16 protein-coding genes and 3 pseudogenes are annotated in these 22,385 nt (G+C 73.5%); 14 read left to right on the top strand and 5 right to left on the bottom strand.

From position 1 onward, the window contains the following. Positions 1 to 71 precede the first annotated feature (71 nt). The 3 genes and pseudogenes from ABEB13_RS21910 to ABEB13_RS21920 all read right to left on the bottom strand — a co-directional run. Positions 72 to 917 (bottom strand): hypothetical protein, encoded by an 846-nt coding sequence (locus tag ABEB13_RS21910; protein WP_100889167.1) that lies wholly within the window; start codon positions 915 to 917, stop codon positions 72 to 74. Positions 918 to 1,118: 201 nt separating this feature from the next. Continuing rightward, positions 1,119 to 2,276 (bottom strand): metallophosphoesterase, encoded by a 1,158-nt coding sequence (locus ABEB13_RS21915; protein WP_345706856.1) that lies wholly within the window; start codon positions 2,274 to 2,276, stop codon positions 1,119 to 1,121. A 159-nt stretch (positions 2,277 to 2,435) separates the two neighbouring features. Next, positions 2,436 to 3,578: pseudogene (locus tag ABEB13_RS21920) on the bottom strand (LacI family DNA-binding transcriptional regulator); the annotation flags it as partial. Between the two features lie 327 nt (positions 3,579 to 3,905). Here ABEB13_RS21920 and hisC point away from each other — a divergent pair. The 14 genes and pseudogenes from hisC (at position 3,906) to ABEB13_RS40670 (ending at position 20,633) form a co-directional block, all read left to right on the top strand. Then, on the top strand, positions 3,906 to 4,985 hold the full coding sequence (hisC, locus tag ABEB13_RS21925; RefSeq protein WP_100889165.1) for a histidinol-phosphate transaminase: 1,080 nt from the start codon (positions 3,906 to 3,908) through the stop codon (positions 4,983 to 4,985). A gap of 267 nt (positions 4,986 to 5,252) precedes the next feature. After that, positions 5,253 to 6,629, top strand: a complete 1,377-nt coding sequence (locus ABEB13_RS21930; RefSeq protein WP_345706858.1) for an efflux RND transporter periplasmic adaptor subunit — start codon at positions 5,253 to 5,255, stop codon at positions 6,627 to 6,629. Further along, entirely contained in the window at positions 6,629 to 6,787 is a 159-nt protein-coding gene (locus ABEB13_RS21935) for a hypothetical protein (RefSeq protein WP_345706859.1), read from the top strand. Before ABEB13_RS21930 ends, ABEB13_RS21935 begins: the two co-directional genes overlap by 1 nt. Further along, entirely contained in the window at positions 6,787 to 7,401 is a 615-nt protein-coding gene (locus ABEB13_RS21940) for an ABC transporter ATP-binding protein (protein ID WP_345706860.1), read from the top strand. Before ABEB13_RS21935 ends, ABEB13_RS21940 begins: the two co-directional genes overlap by 1 nt. Beyond that, positions 7,398 to 8,600 carry an ABC transporter permease gene (locus tag ABEB13_RS21945; RefSeq protein WP_345706861.1) on the top strand — a complete coding sequence of 401 codons (1,203 nt, stop codon included), beginning with the start codon at positions 7,398 to 7,400 and terminating at the stop codon, positions 8,598 to 8,600. The genes ABEB13_RS21940 and ABEB13_RS21945 overlap by 4 nt, the downstream gene beginning before the upstream one ends. A gap of 17 nt (positions 8,601 to 8,617) precedes the next feature. Then, positions 8,618 to 9,271 (top strand): hypothetical protein, encoded by a 654-nt coding sequence (locus tag ABEB13_RS21950; RefSeq protein WP_345706862.1) that lies wholly within the window; start codon positions 8,618 to 8,620, stop codon positions 9,269 to 9,271. A gap of 183 nt (positions 9,272 to 9,454) precedes the next feature. Continuing rightward, the gene (locus ABEB13_RS21955) at positions 9,455 to 10,090 is read left to right on the top strand and encodes a VC0807 family protein (protein WP_345706863.1); all 636 of its coding nucleotides are present in this window, start codon (positions 9,455 to 9,457) and stop codon (positions 10,088 to 10,090) included. A 90-nt stretch (positions 10,091 to 10,180) separates the two neighbouring features. Next, positions 10,181 to 10,936 carry a response regulator transcription factor gene (locus ABEB13_RS21960; protein WP_345706864.1) on the top strand — a complete coding sequence of 252 codons (756 nt, stop codon included), beginning with the start codon at positions 10,181 to 10,183 and terminating at the stop codon, positions 10,934 to 10,936. A gap of 3 nt (positions 10,937 to 10,939) precedes the next feature. Then, positions 10,940 to 11,350, top strand: a complete 411-nt coding sequence (locus ABEB13_RS21965) for a hypothetical protein (protein WP_345706865.1) — start codon at positions 10,940 to 10,942, stop codon at positions 11,348 to 11,350. Beyond that, positions 11,320 to 12,489: a sensor histidine kinase gene (locus tag ABEB13_RS21970; RefSeq protein ID WP_345706866.1), complete on the top strand. Its 1,170-nt coding sequence runs from the start codon at positions 11,320 to 11,322 to the stop codon at positions 12,487 to 12,489. Before ABEB13_RS21965 ends, ABEB13_RS21970 begins: the two co-directional genes overlap by 31 nt. A gap of 263 nt (positions 12,490 to 12,752) precedes the next feature. Beyond that, positions 12,753 to 14,293, top strand: a pseudogene (locus tag ABEB13_RS21975) (cytochrome ubiquinol oxidase subunit I). A 13-nt stretch (positions 14,294 to 14,306) separates the two neighbouring features. Beyond that, positions 14,307 to 15,314 (top strand): cytochrome d ubiquinol oxidase subunit II, encoded by a 1,008-nt coding sequence (gene cydB / locus ABEB13_RS21980; RefSeq protein WP_345706867.1) that lies wholly within the window; start codon positions 14,307 to 14,309, stop codon positions 15,312 to 15,314. Then, complete coding sequence (gene cydD / locus ABEB13_RS21985; protein WP_345706868.1) at positions 15,314 to 18,778, top strand: thiol reductant ABC exporter subunit CydD; 3,465 nt, start codon at positions 15,314 to 15,316, stop codon at positions 18,776 to 18,778. The genes cydB and cydD overlap by 1 nt, the downstream gene beginning before the upstream one ends. A gap of 206 nt (positions 18,779 to 18,984) precedes the next feature. Further along, positions 18,985 to 20,633: pseudogene (locus ABEB13_RS40670) on the top strand (sensor histidine kinase). Positions 20,634 to 20,673: 40 nt separating this feature from the next. On the opposite strand, the gene ABEB13_RS22000 reads toward ABEB13_RS40670, so the two are convergent. Together ABEB13_RS22000 and ABEB13_RS22005 are read right to left on the bottom strand one after the other, a co-directional pair. Continuing rightward, a complete protein-coding gene (locus ABEB13_RS22000) occupies positions 20,674 to 21,243 on the bottom strand; it encodes a hypothetical protein (RefSeq protein WP_345706870.1) in 570 nt (189 codons plus the stop codon). A 311-nt stretch (positions 21,244 to 21,554) separates the two neighbouring features. Then, the gene (locus ABEB13_RS22005) at positions 21,555 to 22,370 is read right to left on the bottom strand and encodes an HAD family hydrolase (protein ID WP_345706871.1); all 816 of its coding nucleotides are present in this window, start codon (positions 22,368 to 22,370) and stop codon (positions 21,555 to 21,557) included. Positions 22,371 to 22,385 lie beyond the last annotated feature (15 nt).

Below are 22,385 nucleotides of genomic sequence, written 5' to 3' on the forward strand. Positions count from 1 at the left end.
GGGCGGGCGGGGGACGGGCCGGACGGGGCGTCAGGCCCACTGCGGACGGAGGATGCGGATCCGTCGGGGTGTCAGACCTCGTCGGGGCCGGTGAAGCCGGGCGGGCTGTAGCCGGGGCTGGTGAACTCCGCGGTGCGCGGCGTGCGGCCCTCCTGGTCGGTGATGCCCTCCACGCCCGGGCTGGTGAAGCCCGCGCTGCTGTAGCCGGGGCGGCTGTAGCCGGGGCTGAGGAGGTCGGGCGGTACGGGCCGCCCGGCGGGCTGCGCGGAGAGTGCGGGGTCGGAGCCGAGGTTGTCGTGCAGGTACGGCAGCAGTGCCCGGTCGCGCAGGGCGGTGTGCCAGGCCCGGCGGGCCTCCTGGACGTCGTCGGCGAGGTGCGGGTCCTGGCCCGCGGGCCGGGCCGCGCCGTCCCGCAGGGCGGTGAGCAGCAGGCCGACGATGCCGACGGCCATGGCGGCGATGCCGACGGCGATGGCCGCCCAGCCGGCGGTGACGACGCTGCGGCCGAGCGGCAGGGCGGGCCGGACGGCACGCAGCAGGTAGCCGATCAGCAGCAGCAGGGCGGCGGCCGACCAGGAGAGGATCGGGGCGAGCACGGTGAGGACGGGGAACAGCCCGGCGCCGTCGTCGGCGCGCAGCCGGCCGGAGAGCTCCCCGGTCAGCCCGCCGGGGCCGTCCGCTGCGGGGGCGGGGCGTCGGAGGTCGTCGCGCAGCCCGACGTAGTGCCGGTACTCCGTTCCGGCCGCGGCGGCCACGTCCTCGGCAGCGAGCATCGCCTTGGTGCGCAGCTGTTCCGCGTTGAGGTGGTGCCCCGGCGCCCGCAGGGCGTCGAGGATGGTTGCGTCGCGCAGTGCTTCGTCGAGGACGCGCTCGTAGTCCGGGCGGTCCTCGGCGAGCAGGTGCGGGGCGTCGGTCATGGGGACCCCGTTCCGCTGATTCACGGAGCTGGACTGGTGGCGCGGCGGCCCGGTGGCGGGCGGGCGGTCGCGTGATGCCTCGATGGTAGGGGTGACCACCGAGGCGCTGACAGTCCGTTTCCGGATTTTCAGTGCCCTCAGCCCCGGGTCAGGCCGCGGTCAGGTCGGCCGGACACCCGGTCAGGAGGGCGGGTGCGGGGTTCAGTTGAGCGGCAGCCGGGCGACCAGCAGGCGCCCTTCCATGGTGACGCCGCCGTCCATGGCGATGGCCAGCTCCTCGGCGTAGATGTAGGGCCCGGGCACGTGCGGGGGCGCGCCGTCGTCGTTGTGCACCGCGCCGGTGAGGTACGGGATGGGGCTGTGGCCGTGGACGACCCGGTAGCCGCCGTACGCGGAGAGCAGCTCGTGGACGGCGGCGGGGCCGCTGTCGCCGCGGAAGGCGAACCGCTTGGTGAAGCGGCGGAAGCAGTCCCACCACTCGTCGGCGCCCTCGTCGGCGAGCAGGTCGTGGACGGCGTCGTTGACGGCGGCGATGGACTCGCCGTACTCGAGATAGGCGGTGGTGTCGGAGTGCAGCAGCAGGTGGCCGTCCTCCAGCGCCATCGCGGGCAGCCGGGAGAGCCAGCTGACGTGGTGCGGCTCCAGCCGGTCGAGGTCGTGCTGCTGGCCGCCGTTGAGCCGCCAGGCGGCGAGGAAGGAGGCGGTGCCGGCGGTGGACTGGACGGGTTCGTCGCCGTACCGGGAGGCGCCGAGGAAGAGCAGTTCGTGATTGCCCATCAGGGCGCGGCAGTAGCCGCCGGCGGCGGCGGCCTCGGCGGCGAGCTGCATGACGAGGTCGATGACGCCGATGCCGTCGGGACCGCGGTCGGTGAAGTCGCCGAGGAACCAGACCCGGGAGCGGCCGGCCGACCAGTGGCCTTCGGCGTCGATCAGGCCGTGCTGCTGGAGGGCGGTGCGCAGCTCGTCGAGGTAGCCGTGCACGTCGCCGATGACGTAGAGCGGGCCGGGCGCCTCGCCGGGCTCGGGCTGCGGGTACGGGAAGTGCACCTGCTGCTCGGCGAGCGGGGGGCCGAGTTCGATGGTCGGCGGGTCCTCGTGGGCGGCGGCCGGGACGGCGCTGGCGGGCTCGTCGTGGCCGTCCCCGGGGTGGGCCGCGACCGGCTGGTGGGTCGCGCCCGGCCAGTGCTGCTCGAGGTAGTGGGCACCGCCGAAGCCGCTGTGGGTCTCGTCGTACCCGTAGCCCGCGGGGGGCTCGGCGGGCTCGTAGTAGGAGCCGTACGGGAGCACGTCGAGGTCCGGCTGGTGGCGGGGGCCTGAGTGGGGCTGCTCAGGCCCGGGGAAGCGGTCCTCGGGTGTCATTCGCCCATCATAGGAAGACCACTCTCCCGGCGTCCTCACCTGGTCGGCATCCAATCCTTCGGAGCGTCACCGGGCCGGGCCGCGCGGCCCGGTCTGCCCCGGTCTGAGATGGTCTAGACCTTGGTCCCGGACGGGGGCCGGCGGGCTCTGCTCCTCGCCCGGTGACCTCGGCGGGCTGACCGTCGTCCGGGGGCTGCGGCGTTGCGAGGAGGCCCGCACGATCAGCTCGGTGGGCATCAGGGTGCCGGGCGGCGGGCCCGTTCCGGCGGTGCGGAAGCGCGCGGGGAAGAGCCGTCCGTTGTCCACTCCGGTACCGGAGTCGACTCCCTCGATGGCGTCGATCAGCAGGTTGACCACGGTGGTGCCGATCCGGCGCGGCTTGAGCGACAGGGTGGTGATCGGCGGCTCGGTGCCGGCGTACACGTCGCTCTCGCTGCAGCAGACCAGCAGCAGGTCGTCCGGGACGCGCAGCCCGTAGCGCCGGGCGGCGGCCAGCAGGTCGGTGCCGTTGGGGTCGAACAGGCCGTACACCGCGTCCGGGCGGTCCGGCCGGGCGAGCAGCCGGTCGGCGGCGACCGAGCCGGCCGCGGGGTCGTGCGCCGGGTAGGCCTCGTAGACCGGTTCCTGCCCGACCCGGTTGCACCAGCCGAGGTAGGCCTCGGTGGACAGCCGGGTGTAGGTGTCGGTGGAGGTGCCGGTGAGCAGGCCGATCCGGCGGGCGCCGGCCTCGGTGAGGTGCTCCAGGATGTCGAGGACGGCCGCCTCGTGGTCGTTGTCGACCCAGGCGGTGACCGGGCAGTTGCCGGGCTTGCCGTCGCTGACCACCGGCACCCCCGACCGGTAGAGCTCCCCGACCAGCGGGTCCTGGTCGGGCGGGTCGATGACGACCGTCCCGTCGAGGGCGATGTTGCTCCACACGTCGTGCCTGGACGAGGCGGGCAGGACGACCAGCGCGTAGCCGCGGCTGAGCGCCGCGCTGGTGGCCGCGCGCGCCATCTCGGCGAAGTAGGCGAACTCGGTGAAGGTGAAGGGCTCCTCGCCGTACGTCGTGACCGTCAGGCCGATCAGGCCGGAGCGGCCGGTGCGCAGGGTGCGGGCCGCGGCGGAGGGGCGGTAGCCCAGGCGCTCGGCGACCTCGCGTACCCGGCTTCTGGTCTCTTCGGGGAGGCGGCCCTTGCCGTTCAGGGCGTCCGAGACCGTGGTGATCGACACTCCGGCGGCTGCCGCCACGTCCCGGATGCCGGCCCGCTCCAGACGCCGCGAGGTGGGTCGCCGACCGTTCTGGTTGGCTGGTGCTGTCATGGCGGATCGATCGTATGGCTCATGACAGCGGGCGGTGACCGGCCCTGGCCACCGGTCTGAAGATACGTTTCTCCATGAGCCGAAGGGGATCAGTTCCTTCGATATCTGCGGCAATCCGGGCGTCTTACCTCTGACATGTGCCATGGGAACGCGGCAGAATGGCTGATCTGCACCTGTAACCCGAACGAGCATCTCACCCGCACGGGTGAGCGCGGTCGGTATCGTTCGGGACACCCGACCGGGGTGGCGCGGGTGCACGGTGCGGGACGGGCGCGTGGCGGTGACAACGGACGCACCGCCGCAGAGAGCAGAGAACGGAGAACGACCGTGAGCGGTACGGCAGCGCAGGGGCCCCGGCTGAGGCCGACCCTGGACGGCATCCCCACGTACAAGCCCGGCAAGCCGGCCGGTGCCGACGCCTACAAGCTGTCCTCCAACGAGAACCCCTACCCGCCGCTGCCCGGCGTGCTGGAGGCGGCCGTCACGGCGGCCGGATCCTTCAACCGGTACCCGGACATGGCGGTCACCGGTCTCACCGAGGAGCTCTCCCGGCGCTTCGGCGTTCCCGTCGAGCACATCGCCACCGGCTGCGGCTCGGTCGGCGTCGCGCAGTCGCTGATCCTGGCCGCGGCCGGGCCCGGCGACGAGGTGATCTTCGCCTGGCGTTCCTTCGAGGCCTACCCGATCATCACCCAGGTCGCCGGTGCGACGCCCGTTCCGGTGCCGCTGACCGACGGCGAGGCGCACGACCTCGACGCCATGCTCGCCGCGATCACCGAGCGCACCCGGCTGATCTTCGTCTGCAATCCGAACAACCCCACCGGTGCGGTGATCCACCGGGCCGAGCTGGAGCGCTTCCTGGACGCGGTGCCCGCCGAGGTCCTGGTCGTGGTCGACGAGGCGTACATCGAGTTCATCCGCGACGCCGAGGTCCCGAACGGCCTCGACCTCTACCGCGACCGCCCGAACGTCTGCGTGCTGCGCACCTTCTCCAAGGCGTACGGCCTGGCCGGCCTGCGGGTCGGCTTCGCCGTCGCGCACGAGCCGGTGGCCACCGCGCTGCGCAAGACCGCCGTCCCGTTCGGCGTCAGCCAGCTCGCCCAGGACGCCGCGGTCGCCTCGCTGCGCGCCGAGGACGCGCTGCTGGAGCGGGTCGAATCGCTGGTCGCCGAGCGCGCCCGGGTGCTGGCCGGCCTGCGCGAGCAGGGCTGGACGGTCGTCGACTCGCAGGCCAACTTCGTCTGGCTGCGGCTCGGCGAGCGGACGGTCGACTTCGCCGCGGCCTGCGCCGCGGCGGGCGTGGTCGTCCGCCCCTTCCCGGGCGAGGGCGTGCGCGTCTCCATCGGCGAGACGGCGGGCAACGACATCTTCCTGGCGGCGGCCGAGGCCTTCCGCAAGGAGTTCTGAGCCGCTCCCACGCGAGGGGCCCGCGGTGCGCTTGCGCCGCGGGCCCCTCACGTGTGTCCGGGGCCACGTCCTCTGCCCGCGGTCCTTCAGAAACCGGAGCGGATGCGCTGGGAAGTTCCTGGGCGTTGGATCAACGGATCACCAGAAACAGGTAGCGCCTTCGGCCCCGGTGTCAGTATTTGATGGTAATTGTCCGTATTGCTGGGTTCAGCTTTCTCCCAGGATTGCGCCAGGGTCCCGCAAGAGCACCGGGCGAAGCTGTCCGCCATGAAGGTGCTCCCGCGACGGCGTGGTGCCGTCCTCGTCAACTCCGCGCTCGGTGTGGCCCTGTTGGGCGGGGCCGCACTGGCGTACACCACCCTGGATTCCGGCACGAGCTCGGCTGCGAGCAAGACCCGGCTCCGTACGGCCACCGTGGCCACCGGTACGGTCCTGGCCACCGTGTCCGGTTCCGGCACGCTCAGTTCACCGTCCGACTCCGCCCAGGACTTCACCACCGGCGGTCGGCTGACCTCCGTGAAGGTCGCGGTCGGCGACACGGTCAAGAAGGGCCAGGTGCTCGCCACCGTCGACACCACCAGCGCCCAGCAGGACCTCACCGCGGCGAACGCCGCACTCACCACCGCCGAGGCCAACCTGACCAAGGCCGAGGCCGGTGAGACGGTGACCACCACCGTCTCCGGCAGCGGCTCCGGGTCCGGTGGCTCCCGCGGCGGTGCCACCCCGCAGCCGCAGACCACGACCACCACCAAGGTGGACGCCTCCCAGGTCGCCCAGGCCGAGCAGCAGGTCGACACCGCGAAGACCAACGTCGCCAACGCCAAGGACGAGGTCGCCGGCACGACGCTGACCGCGACCGCCGACGGCACCGTCGCCTCGGTCGCCGGCAAGGTCGGCGACACGGTGAGCGGCAGCGGCTCCGCCGGCTCGTCCTCCACCGGCTCCGGCTCGTCCGCCGGCTCCGGCAGCAGCAAGAGCGGCAGCGGCACCGGGACGACCAGCAGCAGCTCCACCCCGAGCGGTTTCATCGTGCTCACCAACCCGACCGGCATGCAGGTCTCCGCGGCCTTCTCCGAGCTCGACTCGCTCAAGCTCAAGAAGGGCCAGGCGGCCACCGTCACGCTGAACGCGCAGTCCGACACCAAGCTCGACGCCACCGTGCTCTCGGTGAGCAGCCTGCCGACCTCCTCCGGCAGCAGCACCGGCGCCGTCCAGTACGGTGCCGTGCTCCAGATCAGCGGCGACACCAGCACCCTGCGCACCGGCCTCAGCGCCACCATCGCGGTCACCGTCGGCCAGGCCGACAACGCGCTGTCCGTGCCGACCGCCGCGCTGTCCGGCACCGGCAGCACCCGGACGGCCACCCTGGTGCACGACGACGGCACCACCGAGCGGGTGCAGGTCGCCGTCGGCATCGAGGGCGACTCCACCGTGCAGGTCCTGGACACCCTGAAGGCGGGCGACAAGGTCGAGCTGACCTCGACCACCGCGTCCACCGGCACCGGCTTCCCGGCGGGCGGCTTCCCCGGGGCGGGCGGCGGCCTCGGCGGCGGCTCGTTCACCGGCGGGGGCACCGGGCGCAGCGGCAACGGCGGCGTGTTCGGCGGCGGCAACGGGGGCGGCACCGGCGGTGGCAACCGCTGATGACCGCATCGAAGCCCCCGGTGATCCAGATCCGCCGGCTCACCAAGTCCTACGGCCAGGGCGACGCCACCGTGCACGCGCTGCGCGGCCCTCGGGGCCGGGCGGCGAGCCGCTCGGCGTCGGCCTGGACATCGAGGAGGGCGACTACGTCGCGGTGATGGGCAGTTCAGGCTCCGGCAAGTCCACCCTGATGAACATCCTCGGCTGCCTGGACGTCCCCACCTCCGGCCGCTACCTGCTCGACGGCACCGACGTCGGCCACCTCGACGAGCAGCAGCTCTCGCTGGTCCGCAACCGCAAGATCGGGTTCGTGTTCCAGTCGTTCAACCTGGTGCCGCGCACCACCGCGCTCGCCCAGGTCGAGCTGCCGCTCGCCTACGCCGGCGTCCGCTCCGCGGAGCGGCGCCGCCGGGCACTGGCCGCCCTCGACCTGGTCGGCCTCGCCGACCGGGCCGGGCACAAGCCCAACGAGCTCTCCGGTGGCCAGCAGCAGCGGGTGGCGGTGGCCCGCGCACTGGTCACCGCGCCGGCCATGCTGCTCGCCGACGAGCCCACCGGCAACCTCGACTCGCACTCCACCGAGGAGGTGCTGGGCATCATCGACGGCCTCAACGCGGCCGGCCGCACCGTCGTCGTGATCACTCACGAGGACGAGGTCGCCCGGCACGCCAAGCGGGTGATCCGGCTGGTCGACGGCGCCATCGTCTCCGACATCCGGCAGGCGAAGGTGGCCGGTCCGCCGCCCGCCCTCGCGGTGGGGGTGGGCGCATGATCGCCTGGCAGATGGTCCGATTCGCGGTGGCCGGCCTGGTCGCCAACAAGGTGCGCTCCGCGCTCACCATGCTCGGCGTCCTGATCGGCGTCGCCTCGGTGATCCTGCTGCTCGCGGTCGGCAACGGCTCGTCCGCGGCGGTCAAGGCGTCGATCACCTCGCTCGGCACCAACTCGCTGACCGTCTCCTCCAGCAACCTGCGGGGCTCCGCCACTGCGGCGAAGAAGCTGACGGTCGAGGACGCCAAGGCGCTCGGCACCGCGACCGACGCCCCGTCGATCAAGTCCGTGGCGCCCGTGGTCAGCACCACCGGCACCGCGCTGTACGGGAACATCTCGTACCAGCCCGGCTCGATCGTCGGCACGTACCCCGCGTACTTCGAGACCGCCAACCAGAAGATCGCCCGCGGCGACTACTTCTCCAACGACGACGTGCTCAACTCCCGCAAGGTGGCCGTGATCGGCTCCACCACGGCCGAGCAGCTGTTCGCCAACGAGGACCCGGTCGGCAAGCGGATCACCATCGGCGGGACCCCGTTCACCGTCGTCGGCGTGCTGAGGACCAAGGGCAGCAGCGGCTTCAACGACCCGGACGACGTGGTGATCGCCCCGCTGCCGACCGTGCAGAACGCGTTCACCGGCTTCGGGTCGGTCAGCCAGATCCTGGTGCAGGCCACCTCGGCCGAGACCACGACCGACGCGCAGGCCGACATCACCCGCATCCTGATGGGCACCCACGGCATCAAGGACGCCACCAAGGTCGACTTCCGGATCAGCAACCAGGCCTCGCTGCTGACCGCCCGGGAGTCCACCACCCAGACGTTCACCGTGCTGCTCGGCGCGGTCGCCGCGATCTCGCTGCTGGTCGGCGGGATCGGCATCACCAACATCATGCTGGTGACGGTCACCGAGCGCACCAAGGAGATCGGCATCCGCAAGGCGCTCGGTGCGCCGCGCGGGGTGATCCTCGGCCAGTTCCTCGCCGAGTCCACGCTGCTCTCGGTGATCGGGGCCGGTCTCGGCGTACTGGCCGGGCTGATCGGCTCGCACTTCTCGATCGTCGGCATCAAGCCGGTGATCATTCCGGAGTCGGTGCTCGGCGCGTTCGCCATCGCGGTCGCCATCGGCCTCTTCTTCGGCAGCTACCCCGCCAACCGGGCCGCCTCGCTGCGCCCGATCGAAGCCCTTCGACACGAGTGACCCAGGAGCAGGACGACATGCCCAGCGACCACCAGTCAGCCGCCGCCGGCGGCCCGCAGGACGACGCCGTCGAACTGCTGGCCACGCCCCCGGACGCCCGTGACATCTCCGCCGAGCTCGCGGCCGCGCCGCGCCGCAAGCTGCCCTGGCCGACCCTGGTGCTGGCCGGTGCGGTGGTGGCGACGCTGTCCTTCGCCGGCGGCGTCTGGTACCAGAAGGACAACGGCACCTCGGCGAACCAGCGGGTCTCCGCGGACCGCCAGGGCGCGGGCGGCTTCGGCGGCCAGCGCGGCGGCTACGGCGGTACCGGCGGCCAGCGCGGCGGCACCGGCACCGGCGGCCAGGGCGGGGCCGGCGGCTTCGGCGGCCTCACCCGCGGCACGGTGACCTCGGTGCAGGGCAACACCGTCACGCTGACGGATGCCAACGGCAACACCGTCAAGGTGACCACCGGCAGCTCCACCAAGGTCACGCTGAACAAGCAGGGTGCGGTCACCGACCTCCAGCCCGGCCAGACCGTCACGGTCATCGGCCAGAAGGGCACGGACGGCAGCGTGAACGCCACCCAGCTCACCGAGGGCGCGGCCGGTGGATTCGGCGGCTTCGGCGGTGGTCGGGCCGGGGCGGCCGGCGGCACCGGCGGCGGCGCCCCGGGTTCGTCCAACGGCTGATCCCGGAAGTCCTCGGAGAGGGCCCGGCCGGTGCGATGCACCGACCGGGCCCTTGCCGTAGCGCTGCTGACTCATGATCAGATAATCTCCCCCGTCGGCATCGCACGATGACCACGAGGACAACGGGGGAACCGTGTCGCAGAACAAGCCTGCCCGCTCGGGGGCGCCACCGCGCTCGGCTGGGTGCTCACCATCGGCCTGAACGTGGTGGCGCCGGTCCTGACCTACAACGCGCTGAGCGACCGCGGCTACGCCGACTTCGTCGCCCTGCTGATCTCCGGCGTGTGGCCGCTGGTGGACATCGCGGTCTACCTCGCCTGGCACCGGCGGATCGACGAGTTCGCGGCGATCACGCTGGTCTTCCTCGGGCTGACCGTCGTGGTCACCCTGGTCGGCCCGCACTCGGCGCGGCTGCTGCTGGTGAAGGACTCGCTCGTCACCGGCCTGTTCGGGGTGGTCTGCCTCGCCTCGCTGGCCGCGTCCCGCCCGCTGATGTTCTACTTCGGCCGGAAGTTCGCCACCGACGGCACGCCCGAGGGCCTCGACCGGTGGAACGGCCTCTGGCAGTTCGAGGGCTTCCGCCGGGTGCAGCGCAACCTCACCCTCGGCTGGGGCCTCGGCTACATCGCGGAGGCGGCCGTCCGGGTGGGCCTCTCGTACGTGCTCACCACCGGGGCGATGGTCACCCTGAACGCGGTGCTCTCCTACGGCGTCACGGGCGCCCTGATCGCCTGGACGGTGCTGTACGCGCGCCGTGCGCGGGCCCGCGGCGCGGCCGCGACCGCGGCGGCCGCCGCGCCGGCGGCCGTAGCCGGGTAGGGTGATTCATCCAACTTTCATCAACCCCGCATAGCCTCCCGAGCTATCGTCCGATGAGATGATTCGTCCGGACCAGGAGGCTTGAGGCGCGTGTCAGGAACAGTACAGATCGCAGGCGGGGCCCCCGCCCCGGGTGAGGCGTTCCTGCTGGTCGTCGACGACGAGCCGAACATCCGTGAGCTGCTCTCCGCCAGCCTCCGCTTCTCCGGCTTCCGGGTCGCCTCCGCCGCCACCGGCGAGGAGGCCCTGGCCGCCGTCGCCGCCGAACGCCCCGACCTGGTCGTCCTCGACGTGATGCTGCCCGACCTGGACGGTTTCACCGTGGTCGAGCGCCTCCGCGACCAGACCCAGTGGCCGGCCGGCGGCGAGCACGTCCCCGTCCTGCTGCTCACCGCCAAGGACGGCACCGGCGACAAGGTGCAGGGCCTCGCGCTCGGCGCCGACGACTACGTGACCAAGCCCTTCAGCCTGGAGGAGCTGATCGCCCGGATCCGGGCGATCCTCCGGCGCGCCGGAGGCCCCGCCGAGGACGGCCGCCTGATCATCGCCGACCTCACCCTCGACCCGGTCGCCCACGAGGTGACCCGGGGCGGCCGGGCCGTCTCGCTCTCCCCCACCGAGTTCAAGCTGCTGCACTACCTGATGGCCAACGTCGGCCGGGTGGTCTCCAAGGCGCAGATCCTCGACCACGTCTGGGCCTACGACTTCGGCGGCGACCTCTCGATCGTCGAGTCCTACATCTCCTACCTGCGCCGCAAGCTGGACTCCGGCCCCACCCACGGCGCCAAGCTGATCCACACCGTCCGCGGGATCGGCTACGCCCTGCGCCGGCCCGCGCAGGGCTGACCGGTGGCCCGGTTCTCGCTGCGGCTGCGCCTGCTGGTGCTGGCCCTGCTCCTGGTCGCCACCGGGCTGGTGGTCAGCGACACCCTGGTGATCGGCGCCGTCCAGTCGCAGCTGGTGGACCGGACGGACCAGCAGCTGGCCCGGTTCGGCGAGCCGCTGTCGCGCCGGGTGCCGGGCCGCCTCGGCCAGGGTCAGGCGCAGGAGCAGGGCCGCGGTCCGTCGGCGAGCCCGTCACCGGGGCAGACCCCCAGGCCGGCGGCGACGGCCAGGGCCCCGGGACGGGACAGGGCGGCGCGCGGCGGATCAACCAGTTCCTGCCCAGCCAGTACGTCGTCCAGTACCTCGCGGCCGATGGCTCGGTGCAGCAGGTGCTGCGCCAGCCGATGTCCGACTCCGACCCGGCGCCCGACCTGAGCACGCTGACCGTCCCCGTCCTGCGCGCCCACCTCCGGCAGGCCTTCGACGTGCCCGACCAGCACGGCGCCGGGCAGTGGCGGGTGCTGGTGCTGCAGGTGTCCCAGACGACCGGGGCCGGCCGCGCCGAGTCCGCGGCGCCGGTACCCGCCTACGTCGTGGTGGCGGTCTCCCTGGACGACGTCCAGGGCACGGTGCACAAGCTGCGAACGGCCTTCCTGGCGATCGGCGGTGCCGTGCTGGTGCTGATCGCCGTCCTCGGCTTCTTCGCCGTCCGGGCCGGGCTCAAGCCGCTGCGCCGGATCGAGAAGGGTGCGGCGCGGATCGCCTCCGGCGAGCTGTCGCACCGGATGCCCGAGCTGGCGCCGGGCACCGAGGTGGGCCGGCTCTCCGCGGCGCTGAACGGGATGCTGGTGCAGATCGAGGCGGCGTTCGCGGCCCGCGCCGAGTCGGAGGCCCGGATGCGGCGCTTCGTCGCGGACGCCTCGCACGAGCTGCGCACCCCGCTGGCCGGCATCCGGGGCTTCGCCGAGCTGCACCGGATGGGCGCGCTCGGGGACGTCGACCGGGCGATGGACCGGATCGAGTCCGAGGCCGTCCGGATGGGCGGTCTGGTCGAGGACCTGCTGATGCTGGCCCGGCTCGACGAGGAGCGCCCGCTCGACCTGGCGCCGATGGATCTGCGGACGCTGGCCGCGGACGCCCTGCACGACCTCACCGCGCTGGATCCGGGCCGGCCCGTCTCACTGACCGGACCGGACGGCACCGGTGCCCCGCAGGCCGCGCCGGTCCTCGGTGACGAGGCGCGGCTGCGACAGGTGGTCACCAACCTGGTCGGCAACGCGGTCAAGCACACCCCGACGGGGACGGCGGTGCGGATCGGTGTCGGCTCGGTGGACGGGCGCTGCCTGCTGGAGGTCGCGGACCGCGGTCCGGGGCTGACGACGACTCAGGCATCGCAGGTGTTCGAGCGGTTCTACCGGGTGGACGCCTCGCGCAGCCGGCGGGACGGCGGGGGAGCGGGGCTCGGCCTGGCGATCGCCTCGGCACTGGTGAGTGCCCACGGCGGCGTGCTGACCCTGGACACCGCGCCCGGTGCGGGCGCCGCCTTCCGGGTGCAGCTGCCCCGCCAGATCTGACCCGCGCCGGCTGTCAAGTGCCGTGACGTCCAGTGCCCCGTCCGCGGGGCGCTTGTGAGCCGCATCCGATCCGTCGGATCATCCGATCGACATCACATCCGCCCGCCATGGGCACCCCCACCGCATCAGCCGATGTAGGGGTGGTGCATACTGCGCTTGTGAACGTGTTCACTTTCACAAGCGGGCAAGCTTGGCATGGATCGGTGCGGATGCGTGCTACACACCGTTTGTCCGTTAGGTAGCGATTCGTAGGAGCGCGTGCAGTGGACCTCGCAGTCGCCCACGAGACGGTCGCGCGATGGCAGTTCGGCATCACCACCGTCTACCACTTCCTCTTCGTCCCGCTGACGATCAGCCTGGCCGCCGTCGTCGCCGGCCTGGAGACCGCCTGGGTGCGCACCGGCAAGGAGAAGTACTTCCACGCCACCAAGTTCTGGGGCAAGCTCTTCCTGATCAACATCGCGATGGGCGTGGTCACCGGCATCGTCCAGGAGTTCCAGTTCGGCATGAACTGGTCCGACTACTCGCGCTTCGTCGGCGACGTGTTCGGTGCCCCGCTCGCGATGGAGGCGCTGATCGCCTTCTTCTTCGAATCGACCTTCATCGGCCTGTGGATCTTCGGCTGGGACCGCCTTCCCAGGAAGATCCACTGCGCCTGCATCTGGATGGTCGCGATCGGCACCGCGCTCTCCGCCTACTTCATCCTGGCCGCGAACTCCTGGATGCAGCACCCGGTGGGCTACCGGGTCGACCCGGCCACCGGCAAGGCCCAGCTCACCGACATCGGCCGGGTGCTGTTCCAGAACACCACCCTCGTCCAGGTCTTCCACACCCTCACCGCCGCCTTCCTCACCGGCGCCGCCTTCGTGGTCGGCATTGCCTCCTACCACCTGTGGCGGGCCAAGCGCGGCAAGGAGTCCGACCGGCGCAAGACCGCCGCGATGCGCACCTCGCTCCGGCTCGGCCTGGCGATGGCGGTGGTCGCGGGCCTGGGCACGGCGGTCAGCGGCGACTCCCTGGCCAAGGTCATGTTCGAGCAGCAGCCGATGAAGATGGCCGCCGCCGAGGCGCTGTGGGACACCCAGGCGCCCGCGCCGTTCTCGATCTTCGCCGTCGGCGACGTCAACAAGGGCCACAACGACGTCGAGCTGGAGATCCCGGGGATACTGTCCTTCCTCGCCAAGGGCGACTTCAGCTCCGCCGTCCCCGGCATCAACGACACCGCCGACGCCGAGGCCGCGAAGTACGGCGGACAGCCGCAGGACTACATCCCCAACATCTTCGTCACCTACTGGGGCTTCCGCCTCATGATCGGCTTCGGCATGACGTCCTTCGTCGCCGCGCTGATCGGCCTCTGGACGACCCGGCGCAGGTTCTGGCTCGCCGAGGAGTTCCGGACGGGCGAGGACGAGCCGCCCCGCCTCATGCTCACCAAGCACCGGGAGATGAGCGTCTTCTTCACCCGGTGGAGCTGGCGGATCGGGATCCTCACCATGGGCTTCCCGCTCATCGCCAACAGCTTCGGCTGGATCTTCACCGAGATGGGCCGTCAGCCCTGGGTGGTCTTCGGCCTCATGAAGACGGCGAACGCCTCCTCCCCCAGCGTCAGCGTCGGCATGCAGACCGGCGGCCTGATCACCCTCACCGCCCTCTACGCGATCCTCGCGGTGATCGAGGTCAGGCTCCTGGTGAAGTACGCCAAGCCCGGGCCCGACACCTCCGAGCAGCCGCCCGCCAAGGATCCGACGCTGCGCGGCCCTCCTCGGACGAGGACGCCGACAAGCCCCTCGCCTTCGCCTACTGAGGACGGAAACGGCATGCACCTCCACGACCTCTGGTTCATCCTCATCGCCGTCCTGTGGACGGGCTATTTCTTCCTCGAAGGCTTCGACTTCGGCATCGGCATCCTGACCCGCACCCTGGCCCGGGACACCAGCGAGCGGCGCGTCCTGATCAACACCATCGGCCCGGTCTGGGACGGCAACGAGGTCTGGCTGCTGACCGCCGGCGGCGCCACCTTCGCGGCCTTCCCCGACTGGTACGCCACCCTGTTCAGCGGCTTCTACATCCCGCTGCTGGTCATCCTGGTCTGCCTGATCGTCCGCGGTGTCGCCTTCGAGTACCGGGCCAAGCGCACCGAGGAGCGCTGGCAGCGCAACTGGGAGCTGGCCGTCTTCTGGACGTCCCTCGTCCCGGCCTTCCTGTGGGGCGTCGCCTTCGCCAACATCGTCCACGGCGTCGACATCGACCGGCAGAAGAACTACGTCGGCACCTTCTGGGACCTGCTCAGCCCGTACGCGATCCTGGGGGGACTGACCACCCTGGTGCTGTTCACCTTCCACGGCGCGGTGTTCGCCGCCCTGAAGACGGTCGGCGACATCCGCGACCGGGCCCGCGCCCAGGCCCTGCTGCTCGGCCTCGGCACCGCCGTCCTCGCGCTCGCCTTCCTGATCTGGACACAGGCCGACTCCGGCAACGGCTGGAGCCTGGCCGCGATGATCGTCGCCGTGCTGGCCCTGCTCGGCGCGCTGGCGGCCAATCAGGCCGGCCGTGAAGGGTGGGCGTTCGCCCTCTCCGGGGCGACCGTCGCCGCGGCGACCGCGATGCTCTTCCTCGCGCTGTTCCCGGACGTCATGCCGTCCACCCTGGACCCGGCGTTCAGCCTCACCGTCACCAACGCCTCGTCCTCGCCCTACACGCTCAAGGTGATGACCGTCGTCGCCGTCGTCTTCACCCCGATCGTCCTGCTCTACCAGGCCTGGACGTACTGGGTGTTCCGCCGGCGGATCGGCGTCCAGCACATCCCCGCGACCGTGCAGCACTGATGAAGCCCGTCGACCCCCGCCTGCTGCGGTACGCCGCGGCCACCCGGGCCTTCCTCGCCGGATCCGTCCTGCTCGGCGGGGTCGGCGCCGTCCTGACGGTCGTCCAGGCCGGCCTCGTCGCCGAGATCGTCGTCCGCGCCTTCCAGCAGCACCGGTACGACCTCACCGGCCCGCTGCTCGCCCTGGCCGCCACCGCGGCCGGGCGGGCCGCGGTCGCCTGGCTCACCGAGCTCACCGCCCACCGGTCGGTCGCCCGGGTCAAGTCGGTGCTCCGCGGCCGGCTGCTGGAGCACGCCACCGCGCTGGGCCCCGGCTACCTCGCCGGCCGCCGCACCGGTGAGCTCGCCGCCCTCGCCACCCGCGGCATCGACGCCCTCGACGACTACTTCGCCCGCTACCTGCCGCAGCTCGCGCTCGCCGTGGTCGTGCCCGCCGTCGTGCTCGCCCGGATCCTCGGCGCCGACTGGACGTCGGCCGCGATCCTCGCCGGCACCCTGCCGTTGATCCCGCTCTTCATGGTGCTGATCGGGCTGGCCACCCAGTCCCGGATGGACCGTCAGTGGCGGCACCTGGCCCGGCTCTCGCACCACTTCCTGGACGTCGTCGCCGGACTGCCCACCCTCAAGGTCTTCGGCCGGGCCCGGGCCCAGGCCCGCACCATCGCGAGGATCACCGACGACCACCGCCGCGCCACCCTGCGCACGCTGCGGATCGCCTTCGTCTCCTCCTTCGCCCTGGAGCTCCTCTCCACCCTCTCGGTCGCGCTGGTCGCCGTCTCCGTCGGCTTCCGGCTGGTCGACGGCACCCTCGACCTGGAGACCGGGCTGCTCGTCCTCGTCCTCGCCCCCGAGGTCCACCTGCCGATCCGCCAGGTCGGGGCGCTCTACCACTCCAGCGCCGAGGGGCTGGCCGCCGCCGGGCAGGTCTTCGAGGTGCTGGAGACCCCGCTGCCTGCGGCCGGCACCCGCCCCGTCCCGCCGCTCGCCGGCGCCGAGATCGTGCTCGACGGGGTCACCGTCACCTTCCCCGGCCGCAGCACACCGGCGCTGGACGACGCCCGCCTGACCCTGCGGCCGGGCACCACCACCGCCCTCACCGGCCCCAGCGGCGCCGGGAAGTCCACCCTGCTCGCCGTCCTGCTCGGCCTGACCGCCCCCGACCGCGGCACCGTCCGGGTCGGGGGCGAGGACCTCGCCGACCTGGACCCGGCCGAGTGGCGGCGACAGGTCGCCTGGGTCCCCCAGCACCCGTACCTGTTCGCCGGGACGGTCGCCGACAACGTCCGCCTGGCCCGTCCGGACGCCACCGACGACCAGGTGCACGAGGCCCTCGCCGCCGCCCACGCCCTCGACTTCGCGGCCGACCCGGCACTGCCGCTCGGCGACGGGGGCGCCGGCCTGTCCGCCGGGCAGCGGCAGCGGCTCGCGCTCGCCCGCGCCCTGCTCACCGACCGGCCGCTCGTCCTGTTGGACGAGCCCACCGCCCACCTCGACGGGGCCAGTGAGGCGGCCGTCGTCGAAGCCGTCCGCGCCCTGCACGGCCGGCGCACCGTCCTGCTGGTCGCCCACCGGCCCGCCCTGCTCGCCGCCGCCGACCACCGCCACCACCTGCCCGGACCGGCCCCGGCACCCGTCGGCGACCCCGTCGCCGCGGTGCCCGCCGCCCGCACCGCCGCCGCCGTCACCGCCAGGCCGGCGGCCGCCGACGACGACGAGCCGCTCACCGTGCCGTCCACCAGGCCCCGGCTGGCCGGCGCCGTCCTGCTCGGCACCCTCGCGCTCGGCTGCGCGGTCGCCCTGCTCGCCACCTCCGGCTGGCTGATCTCCCGCGCCTCGCAGATGCCGCCGGTGCTGTACCTGATGGTCGCGGTCACCTCCGTCCGGACCTTCGGCATCGGCCGGTCGGTGTTCCGCTACGCAGAGCGGCTGGTCTCCCACGACGCCGTGCTCAAGGCCCTCGGCGGGGTCCGCACCTCGGTGTACCGCCGGCTGGAGCGGCTGGCCCCGGCCGGGCTGCCCGCCTTCCGCCGCGGCGACCTGCTCGCCCGGCTGGTCGGCGACGTGGACGCCGTCCAGGACCACCACCTGCGCTGGCGGCTCCCGGCCGCCGTCGCGCTGCTGGTCTCCGCGGGCTCCGCCGCCGGCCTCGCCCTGCTGCTCCCGGCGGCCGGGGCGGTGCTGGCGGCCGGCCTGCTGCTGGCCGGCGCGGCGGTGCCCGCCCTCACCGTCCGGATCGCCGGCCGTGCCGACCGCCGGCTCGCCGCCGCCCGCGGCGCCCTCGGCACGGCCGTCGTCGACACCCTCACCGGCACCGCCGAACTGGCCGTCTCCGGGGCGCTCCCCCGCCGGCTCGCCGCGGCCCGCGCGGCCGACACCCGGCTGACCGGGCTCGCCGCCCGGTCCGCGGGCGGCGCCGCCCTCGGCGCCGGGCTGACCGCCCTGGTCACCGGCGGCACGCTGGTGCTGGCCGCCGCCGTGGGGGTGCACGGCGTCGCCACCGGCGCGCTGCCCGGAGTCTGCCTGGCCGTGGTGGTCCTCACCCCGCTCGCCGCGTTCGAGGCGGTCGCCGCCATGCCGAGCGCGGTCGGGTTCCGTGAGCGCAGCCGCGCGGCCCGGGCCCGCCTGGACGACGTGCTGGGCGCGCCCGAGCCGGTCACCGAGCCCGCCGCGCCGCGGCCACTGCCGGCGCAGGTGCTGCCGGTGACCGTCCGCGGCCTCGCCGCCCGCTGGCCGGGGCAGGCCACCGACGCGCTCACCGGTGTCGACCTGGACCTGACCCCCGGCCGCCGGATCGCGGTGGTGGGGCCCTCCGGGTCGGGCAAGACCACGCTCGCGCACGTCCTGCTGCGCTTCCTCGACCAGCGGGCGGGCCGGGTGGTGCTCGGCCCCGACGGCACCGACACCCGGCTCCTGGACGGCGACGACGTCCGCCGGGTGGTCGGCCTCTGCGCCCAGGACGCCCACGTCTTCGACAGTTCACTGCGCGAGAACCTCCGCCTCGCCCGGCCCGACGCCGACGAGGAGCGGCTGCGTGCCGCGCTCGCCGCCGCCCGCCTGCTCGACTGGGTCGACGCCCTCCCGGACGGCCTCGACACCATGGTCGGCGAGCACGGCGCCCGGCTCTCCGGCGGCCAGCGGCAGCGCCTCGCGCTGGCCCGGGCGCTGCTCGCCGACTTCCCCGTGCTGATCCTGGACGAGCCCGCCGAGCACCTCGACCTGCCCACCGCCGACGCCCTGACCGCCGACCTGCTCGCGGCCACGGCCGGCCGCACCACGCTCCTGATCACCCACCGGCTGGCCGGCCTCGACGACGACAGCGTCGACGAGGTCCTCGTCCTGGACGGGGGCAGGATCGTCGAACGCGGCCGCTGCTCCGAGCTGCTCGCCCGCCCGGACGGACTGCTCGCCGGCCTCCACCGCCGCGAACGCGCCGCCGACGCCCGCCTCGCACCCGCGGGAGGCTGACGCCCCGGCACCCCGCGCCGCCCGGCGCGCCCCCCGCACGGTGCCGGAACCCTGCACCCGGAGGCCCGCGAGCCTAGGCTCGTGAGCATGGAGCCGCCCCCGACCGGACCGCGCACCGCGTGCCGGAGATCGCCTCGCTCGGCCTGGACACGCTGGTCACCGAGGTCTCCGAACGACTGCAGTCCGCCGCCGCCGTCACGGACCGCATGCAGCGGCTGCTGGAGGCCGTGGTCTCCGTCGGGTCCGGGCTCGACCTGCACGCCACCCTCCAGCGGATCGCCACCGGCGCGGCGGAGCTCGTGGACGCCGAGTACGCCGCACTCGGCGTGGTGTCCCCGCACGGCAGCGGCCTGTCCGACTTCATCCACGTCGGCATCGACGACGAGACCGCCGCGCGGATCGGCGACCTGCCCTCCGGCCGCGGCATCCTCGGGGCGCTGATCGACCGGCCCGAGCCGCTGCGCCTGGCCGACCTCCGCGAGGACCCGCGGTCCGCCGGGTTCCCGCCGCACCACCCGCCGATGACGTCCTTCCTCGGCGTGCCGATCCGGGTCCGCGGCGAGGTCTTCGGCAACCTCTACCTCACCGAGAAGCAGGGCGGCGCCGGCTTCACCCCCGAGGACGAACAGGTGGTGCTGGCCCTCGCCACCGCGGCCGGGGTGGCGATCGAGAACGCCCGGCTGTACGAGGAGGGCCGGCGCCGCGAGCGGTGGATCGCCGGCGCGGCCGCCGTCACCACCGCGCTGCTCTCCACCGACGAGGCGCAGCTCGCGCTGACCGTCGCCGCCGAGCAGGTCCGTGAACTCGCCGACGGCGCCCTCGGGATGATCCTGCTGCCCACCGGCGACGGTCAGATGCGGGTGGCGCACGCCTCCGGCGAGTCCGCCGAGTTCGTCCGGGGCGAACTGATGCCGGAGGGCAGTTTCGCCGGACGGCTGCTGGCCGGGCAGAGCGTCTACTTCGAGGACATGTCCACCCACCCGGGCGTGGTGCTCCGGCTGGCCCGGCGCTTCGGACCGTCGATGGCGGTGCCGATGATCTCGTCCGGCCGGGTCCTCGGCGGGCTCGCGGTCTGGCGCACCCGTGGCAGCGCGCCGTTCACCGAGGGGAGAAGCAGCTCGCGCAGACCTTCGCCTCGCAGGCGGCGCTGGCGCTGCGGCTCGCCGAGGGCCAGCGCGACCAGCAGCGGCTCGCCGTCTTCCAGGACCGCGACCGGATCGCGCGGGACTTGCACGACCTGGTCATCCAGCGGCTGTTCGCCACCGGGATGGTGCTGGAGGGCGCCGCCCGCCGGGCCGGCGTCCCGGAGGTCAGGGAGCGGATCGGCCAGGCCGTGGACGAGCTGGACGCCACCATCCAGGAGGTCCGGACCACGATCTACGCCCTGCAGCACGACACCGGCGACGAGCCCGACACGCTGCGCACCAGGGTGCTGCGGGAGGCCAGCCAGGCCGCCGCCGCGCTGGGCTTCAAACCGTCGGTCGGCTTCACCGGGCCGGTGGAGAGCCTGGTCGGGGAACAGGCCGCCCGTCAGCTCCTGGCGGCGTTGCGGGAGATGCTCTCCAACACGGCCCGGCACGCGCGCGCCTCCCGGGTCTCCGTCCAGCTCGACGCCACCGTCCACCTGGACCGCGAGGGCCGGCCGCTGCCGGGCACCGTCGTGGAGGAGCTGGAGGAGGCCCGGCCCGGAGCGCTGCTGACCGTCACCGACGACGGCGTCGGCATCCCGGACGGCGGCCGGCGCAGCGGGCTGCGCAACCTCACCCGGCGGGCCGAGGCGCTCGGCGGCGACGCCTGGCACGAGTGCGGGCCGGACGGCCGGGGCACCCGGGTGAGCTGGACGGTCAGGCTCTGACCACCCGCCCGCCCGGGCCCGGTGCCCTCTGCCGCAGGCGTCAGAACTTGATGGCCAGTGTCCGCATCGCCTCACCGGCGTACGTGCGGGCGGCCGCGATGCCCCGGCCGTCGTCGATGTCGGCGTAGACGTCGAAGGTCACCTCGCCCTTGCGCGCCACCAGCAGCACGTACGGCAGCGGGTCGCTCTTCTTCCCGTCCGCCAGGACGAACACCCCCGTGCCCTCCTCGGCGTAGACCTCGTCGGCGCCCGCGACGCTCGGGGCCTTCACCTCGTGGACGCCGCTGAAGCGGTCGCCGGACGCGTCGTCGGTGTAGGCCGGGCACCGCTTGGCACCGGCCCGGGTGTCCGCGAAGTCGCGGTGCGAGGCGTCCGCCGAGCCGAACACCTCGGCCTCGGACCACCCGAATACGGAGACCCCCGTGCCGGCCGGGCTGGGCAGCTCCACCGTCCGCTGCATCCGGCCGGTCAGCCCCTTCACCGGGGTGCTCCCGGTGAGATGGCAGGAGGCGTCCAGCGCGGGCAGGGCCAGAGAGGTGTCCTCCGAGGGCTTGCCGCTCTCCTTGAAGCCGTTGCCCCACTCCCACGGCAGCAGGGCGAGGCCGGCCACCCGGGCCTGGCCCGGCGGGGGCTGTCGAGGCCGTGGTCGGCGGCCGCGGCGGACGCCGGGGCGCTCGGCTTCCCGGCCGGTGCGCTCGCGGCGGCCGAGGCGGGCGCGGAGGGGGCGGCGCTCCCGGCCGCGGCGCCGCCGGGGTCGTTGCAGGCGGTCAGGGCCAGGGCGGAGACGGCCAGGGCCGCCGCTCGCAGGGCGGTGCGCGAAGACATGCTGGAGGATCCCCCGATCGGTGCGCGGCCCCGGTGGCCGCGGCTGACGATCGAACAGATTACCGACGGCATCGGACGGTCCACGCGCCGGAGTCGTCAGAACAGCGTCTCGATCACCGCCGCCACGCCGTCGTCCTCGTTGCTGACGGTGTGCTGGGCCACCGCGGCCAGCACGTCCGGATGCGCGTTGGCGACCGCGTACGACGCACCCGCCCAGGCAAGCATCTCCAGGTCGTTCGGCATGTCGCCGAAGGCCACCACCTCCGAGCGGTCGATGCCCTGCTCGCCGCACCAGCGGGCCAGCGTGCTCGCCTTGGTGACGCCCGCGGCGCTGATCTCCACCAGCGACACCGGGCTCGACCGGGTGATCTCCACGACGTGCCCGGCGGCCTCCCTGGCCTCCCGCAGGAAGGTGTCCGGGTCGAGGACCGGGTGCTTGGCGAGCAGCTTGAACAGGCCGTCCACCCGGCCCTCGGCGATCAGCTGCTCGGCCGGCGCCACCGGGTGCGGCTTGTCCGACTCCCACATCACCAGCGTGTACTCCGGCTCGCGGGCGAAACCGCCGGGGAACTCGAAGGCGAACGCCGTCCCGGGCAGCCGCTCGCGCAGCGCCCGGACGACCGCCAGGGTCGCCTCCCGGTCCAGCGGGAAGGTCTCCAGGAGCTCCCCGCGGTGCACGTCGACCACGGCGCCGCCGTTGGAGCAGATCGCCACCCCGTGGCCCCCGATGTGCGGGCTCAGCTGCGCCATCCAGCGCGGCGGCCGGCCGGTCACGAACACCACCCGGAGCCCGGCCCGCTCGGCGGCGGCGAGCGCCGCCGCCGTCCGTTCCGAGACCGTGCCACCGCGGCACAGCAGGGTGCCGTCCAGGTCGGTGGCGATCAGACGGGGGCGCGGCGGGGTGGCGGTCACCGCTCCATCTTCGCG

Origin of the sequence: Kitasatospora paranensis, assembly GCF_039544005.1 — a bacterium.
Taxonomy (GTDB): domain Bacteria; phylum Actinomycetota; class Actinomycetes; order Streptomycetales; family Streptomycetaceae; genus Kitasatospora; species Kitasatospora paranensis.

What these genes read in the sequence shown, in the direction of transcription:
- ABEB13_RS21910 (WP_100889167.1), bottom strand. Translation starts at nt 917, where the DNA reads ATGACCGACGCCCCGCACCTGCTCGCCGAGGACCGCCCGGACTACGAG.
- ABEB13_RS21915 (WP_345706856.1), bottom strand. Translation starts at nt 2,276, where the DNA reads ATGACACCCGAGGACCGCTTCCCCGGGCCTGAGCAGCCCCACTCAGGC.
- ABEB13_RS21930 (WP_345706858.1), top strand. Translation starts at nt 5,253, where the DNA reads ATGAAGGTGCTCCCGCGACGGCGTGGTGCCGTCCTCGTCAACTCCGCG.
- ABEB13_RS21935 (WP_345706859.1), top strand. Translation starts at nt 6,629, where the DNA reads ATGACCGCATCGAAGCCCCCGGTGATCCAGATCCGCCGGCTCACCAAG.
- ABEB13_RS21940 (WP_345706860.1), top strand. Translation starts at nt 6,787, where the DNA reads ATGGGCAGTTCAGGCTCCGGCAAGTCCACCCTGATGAACATCCTCGGC.
- ABEB13_RS21945 (WP_345706861.1), top strand. Translation starts at nt 7,398, where the DNA reads ATGATCGCCTGGCAGATGGTCCGATTCGCGGTGGCCGGCCTGGTCGCC.
- ABEB13_RS21950 (WP_345706862.1), top strand. Translation starts at nt 8,618, where the DNA reads ATGCCCAGCGACCACCAGTCAGCCGCCGCCGGCGGCCCGCAGGACGAC.
- ABEB13_RS21970 (WP_345706866.1), top strand. Translation starts at nt 11,320, where the DNA reads ATGTCCGACTCCGACCCGGCGCCCGACCTGAGCACGCTGACCGTCCCC.
- cydB (WP_345706867.1), top strand. Translation starts at nt 14,307, where the DNA reads ATGCACCTCCACGACCTCTGGTTCATCCTCATCGCCGTCCTGTGGACG.
- cydD (WP_345706868.1), top strand. Translation starts at nt 15,314, where the DNA reads ATGAAGCCCGTCGACCCCCGCCTGCTGCGGTACGCCGCGGCCACCCGG.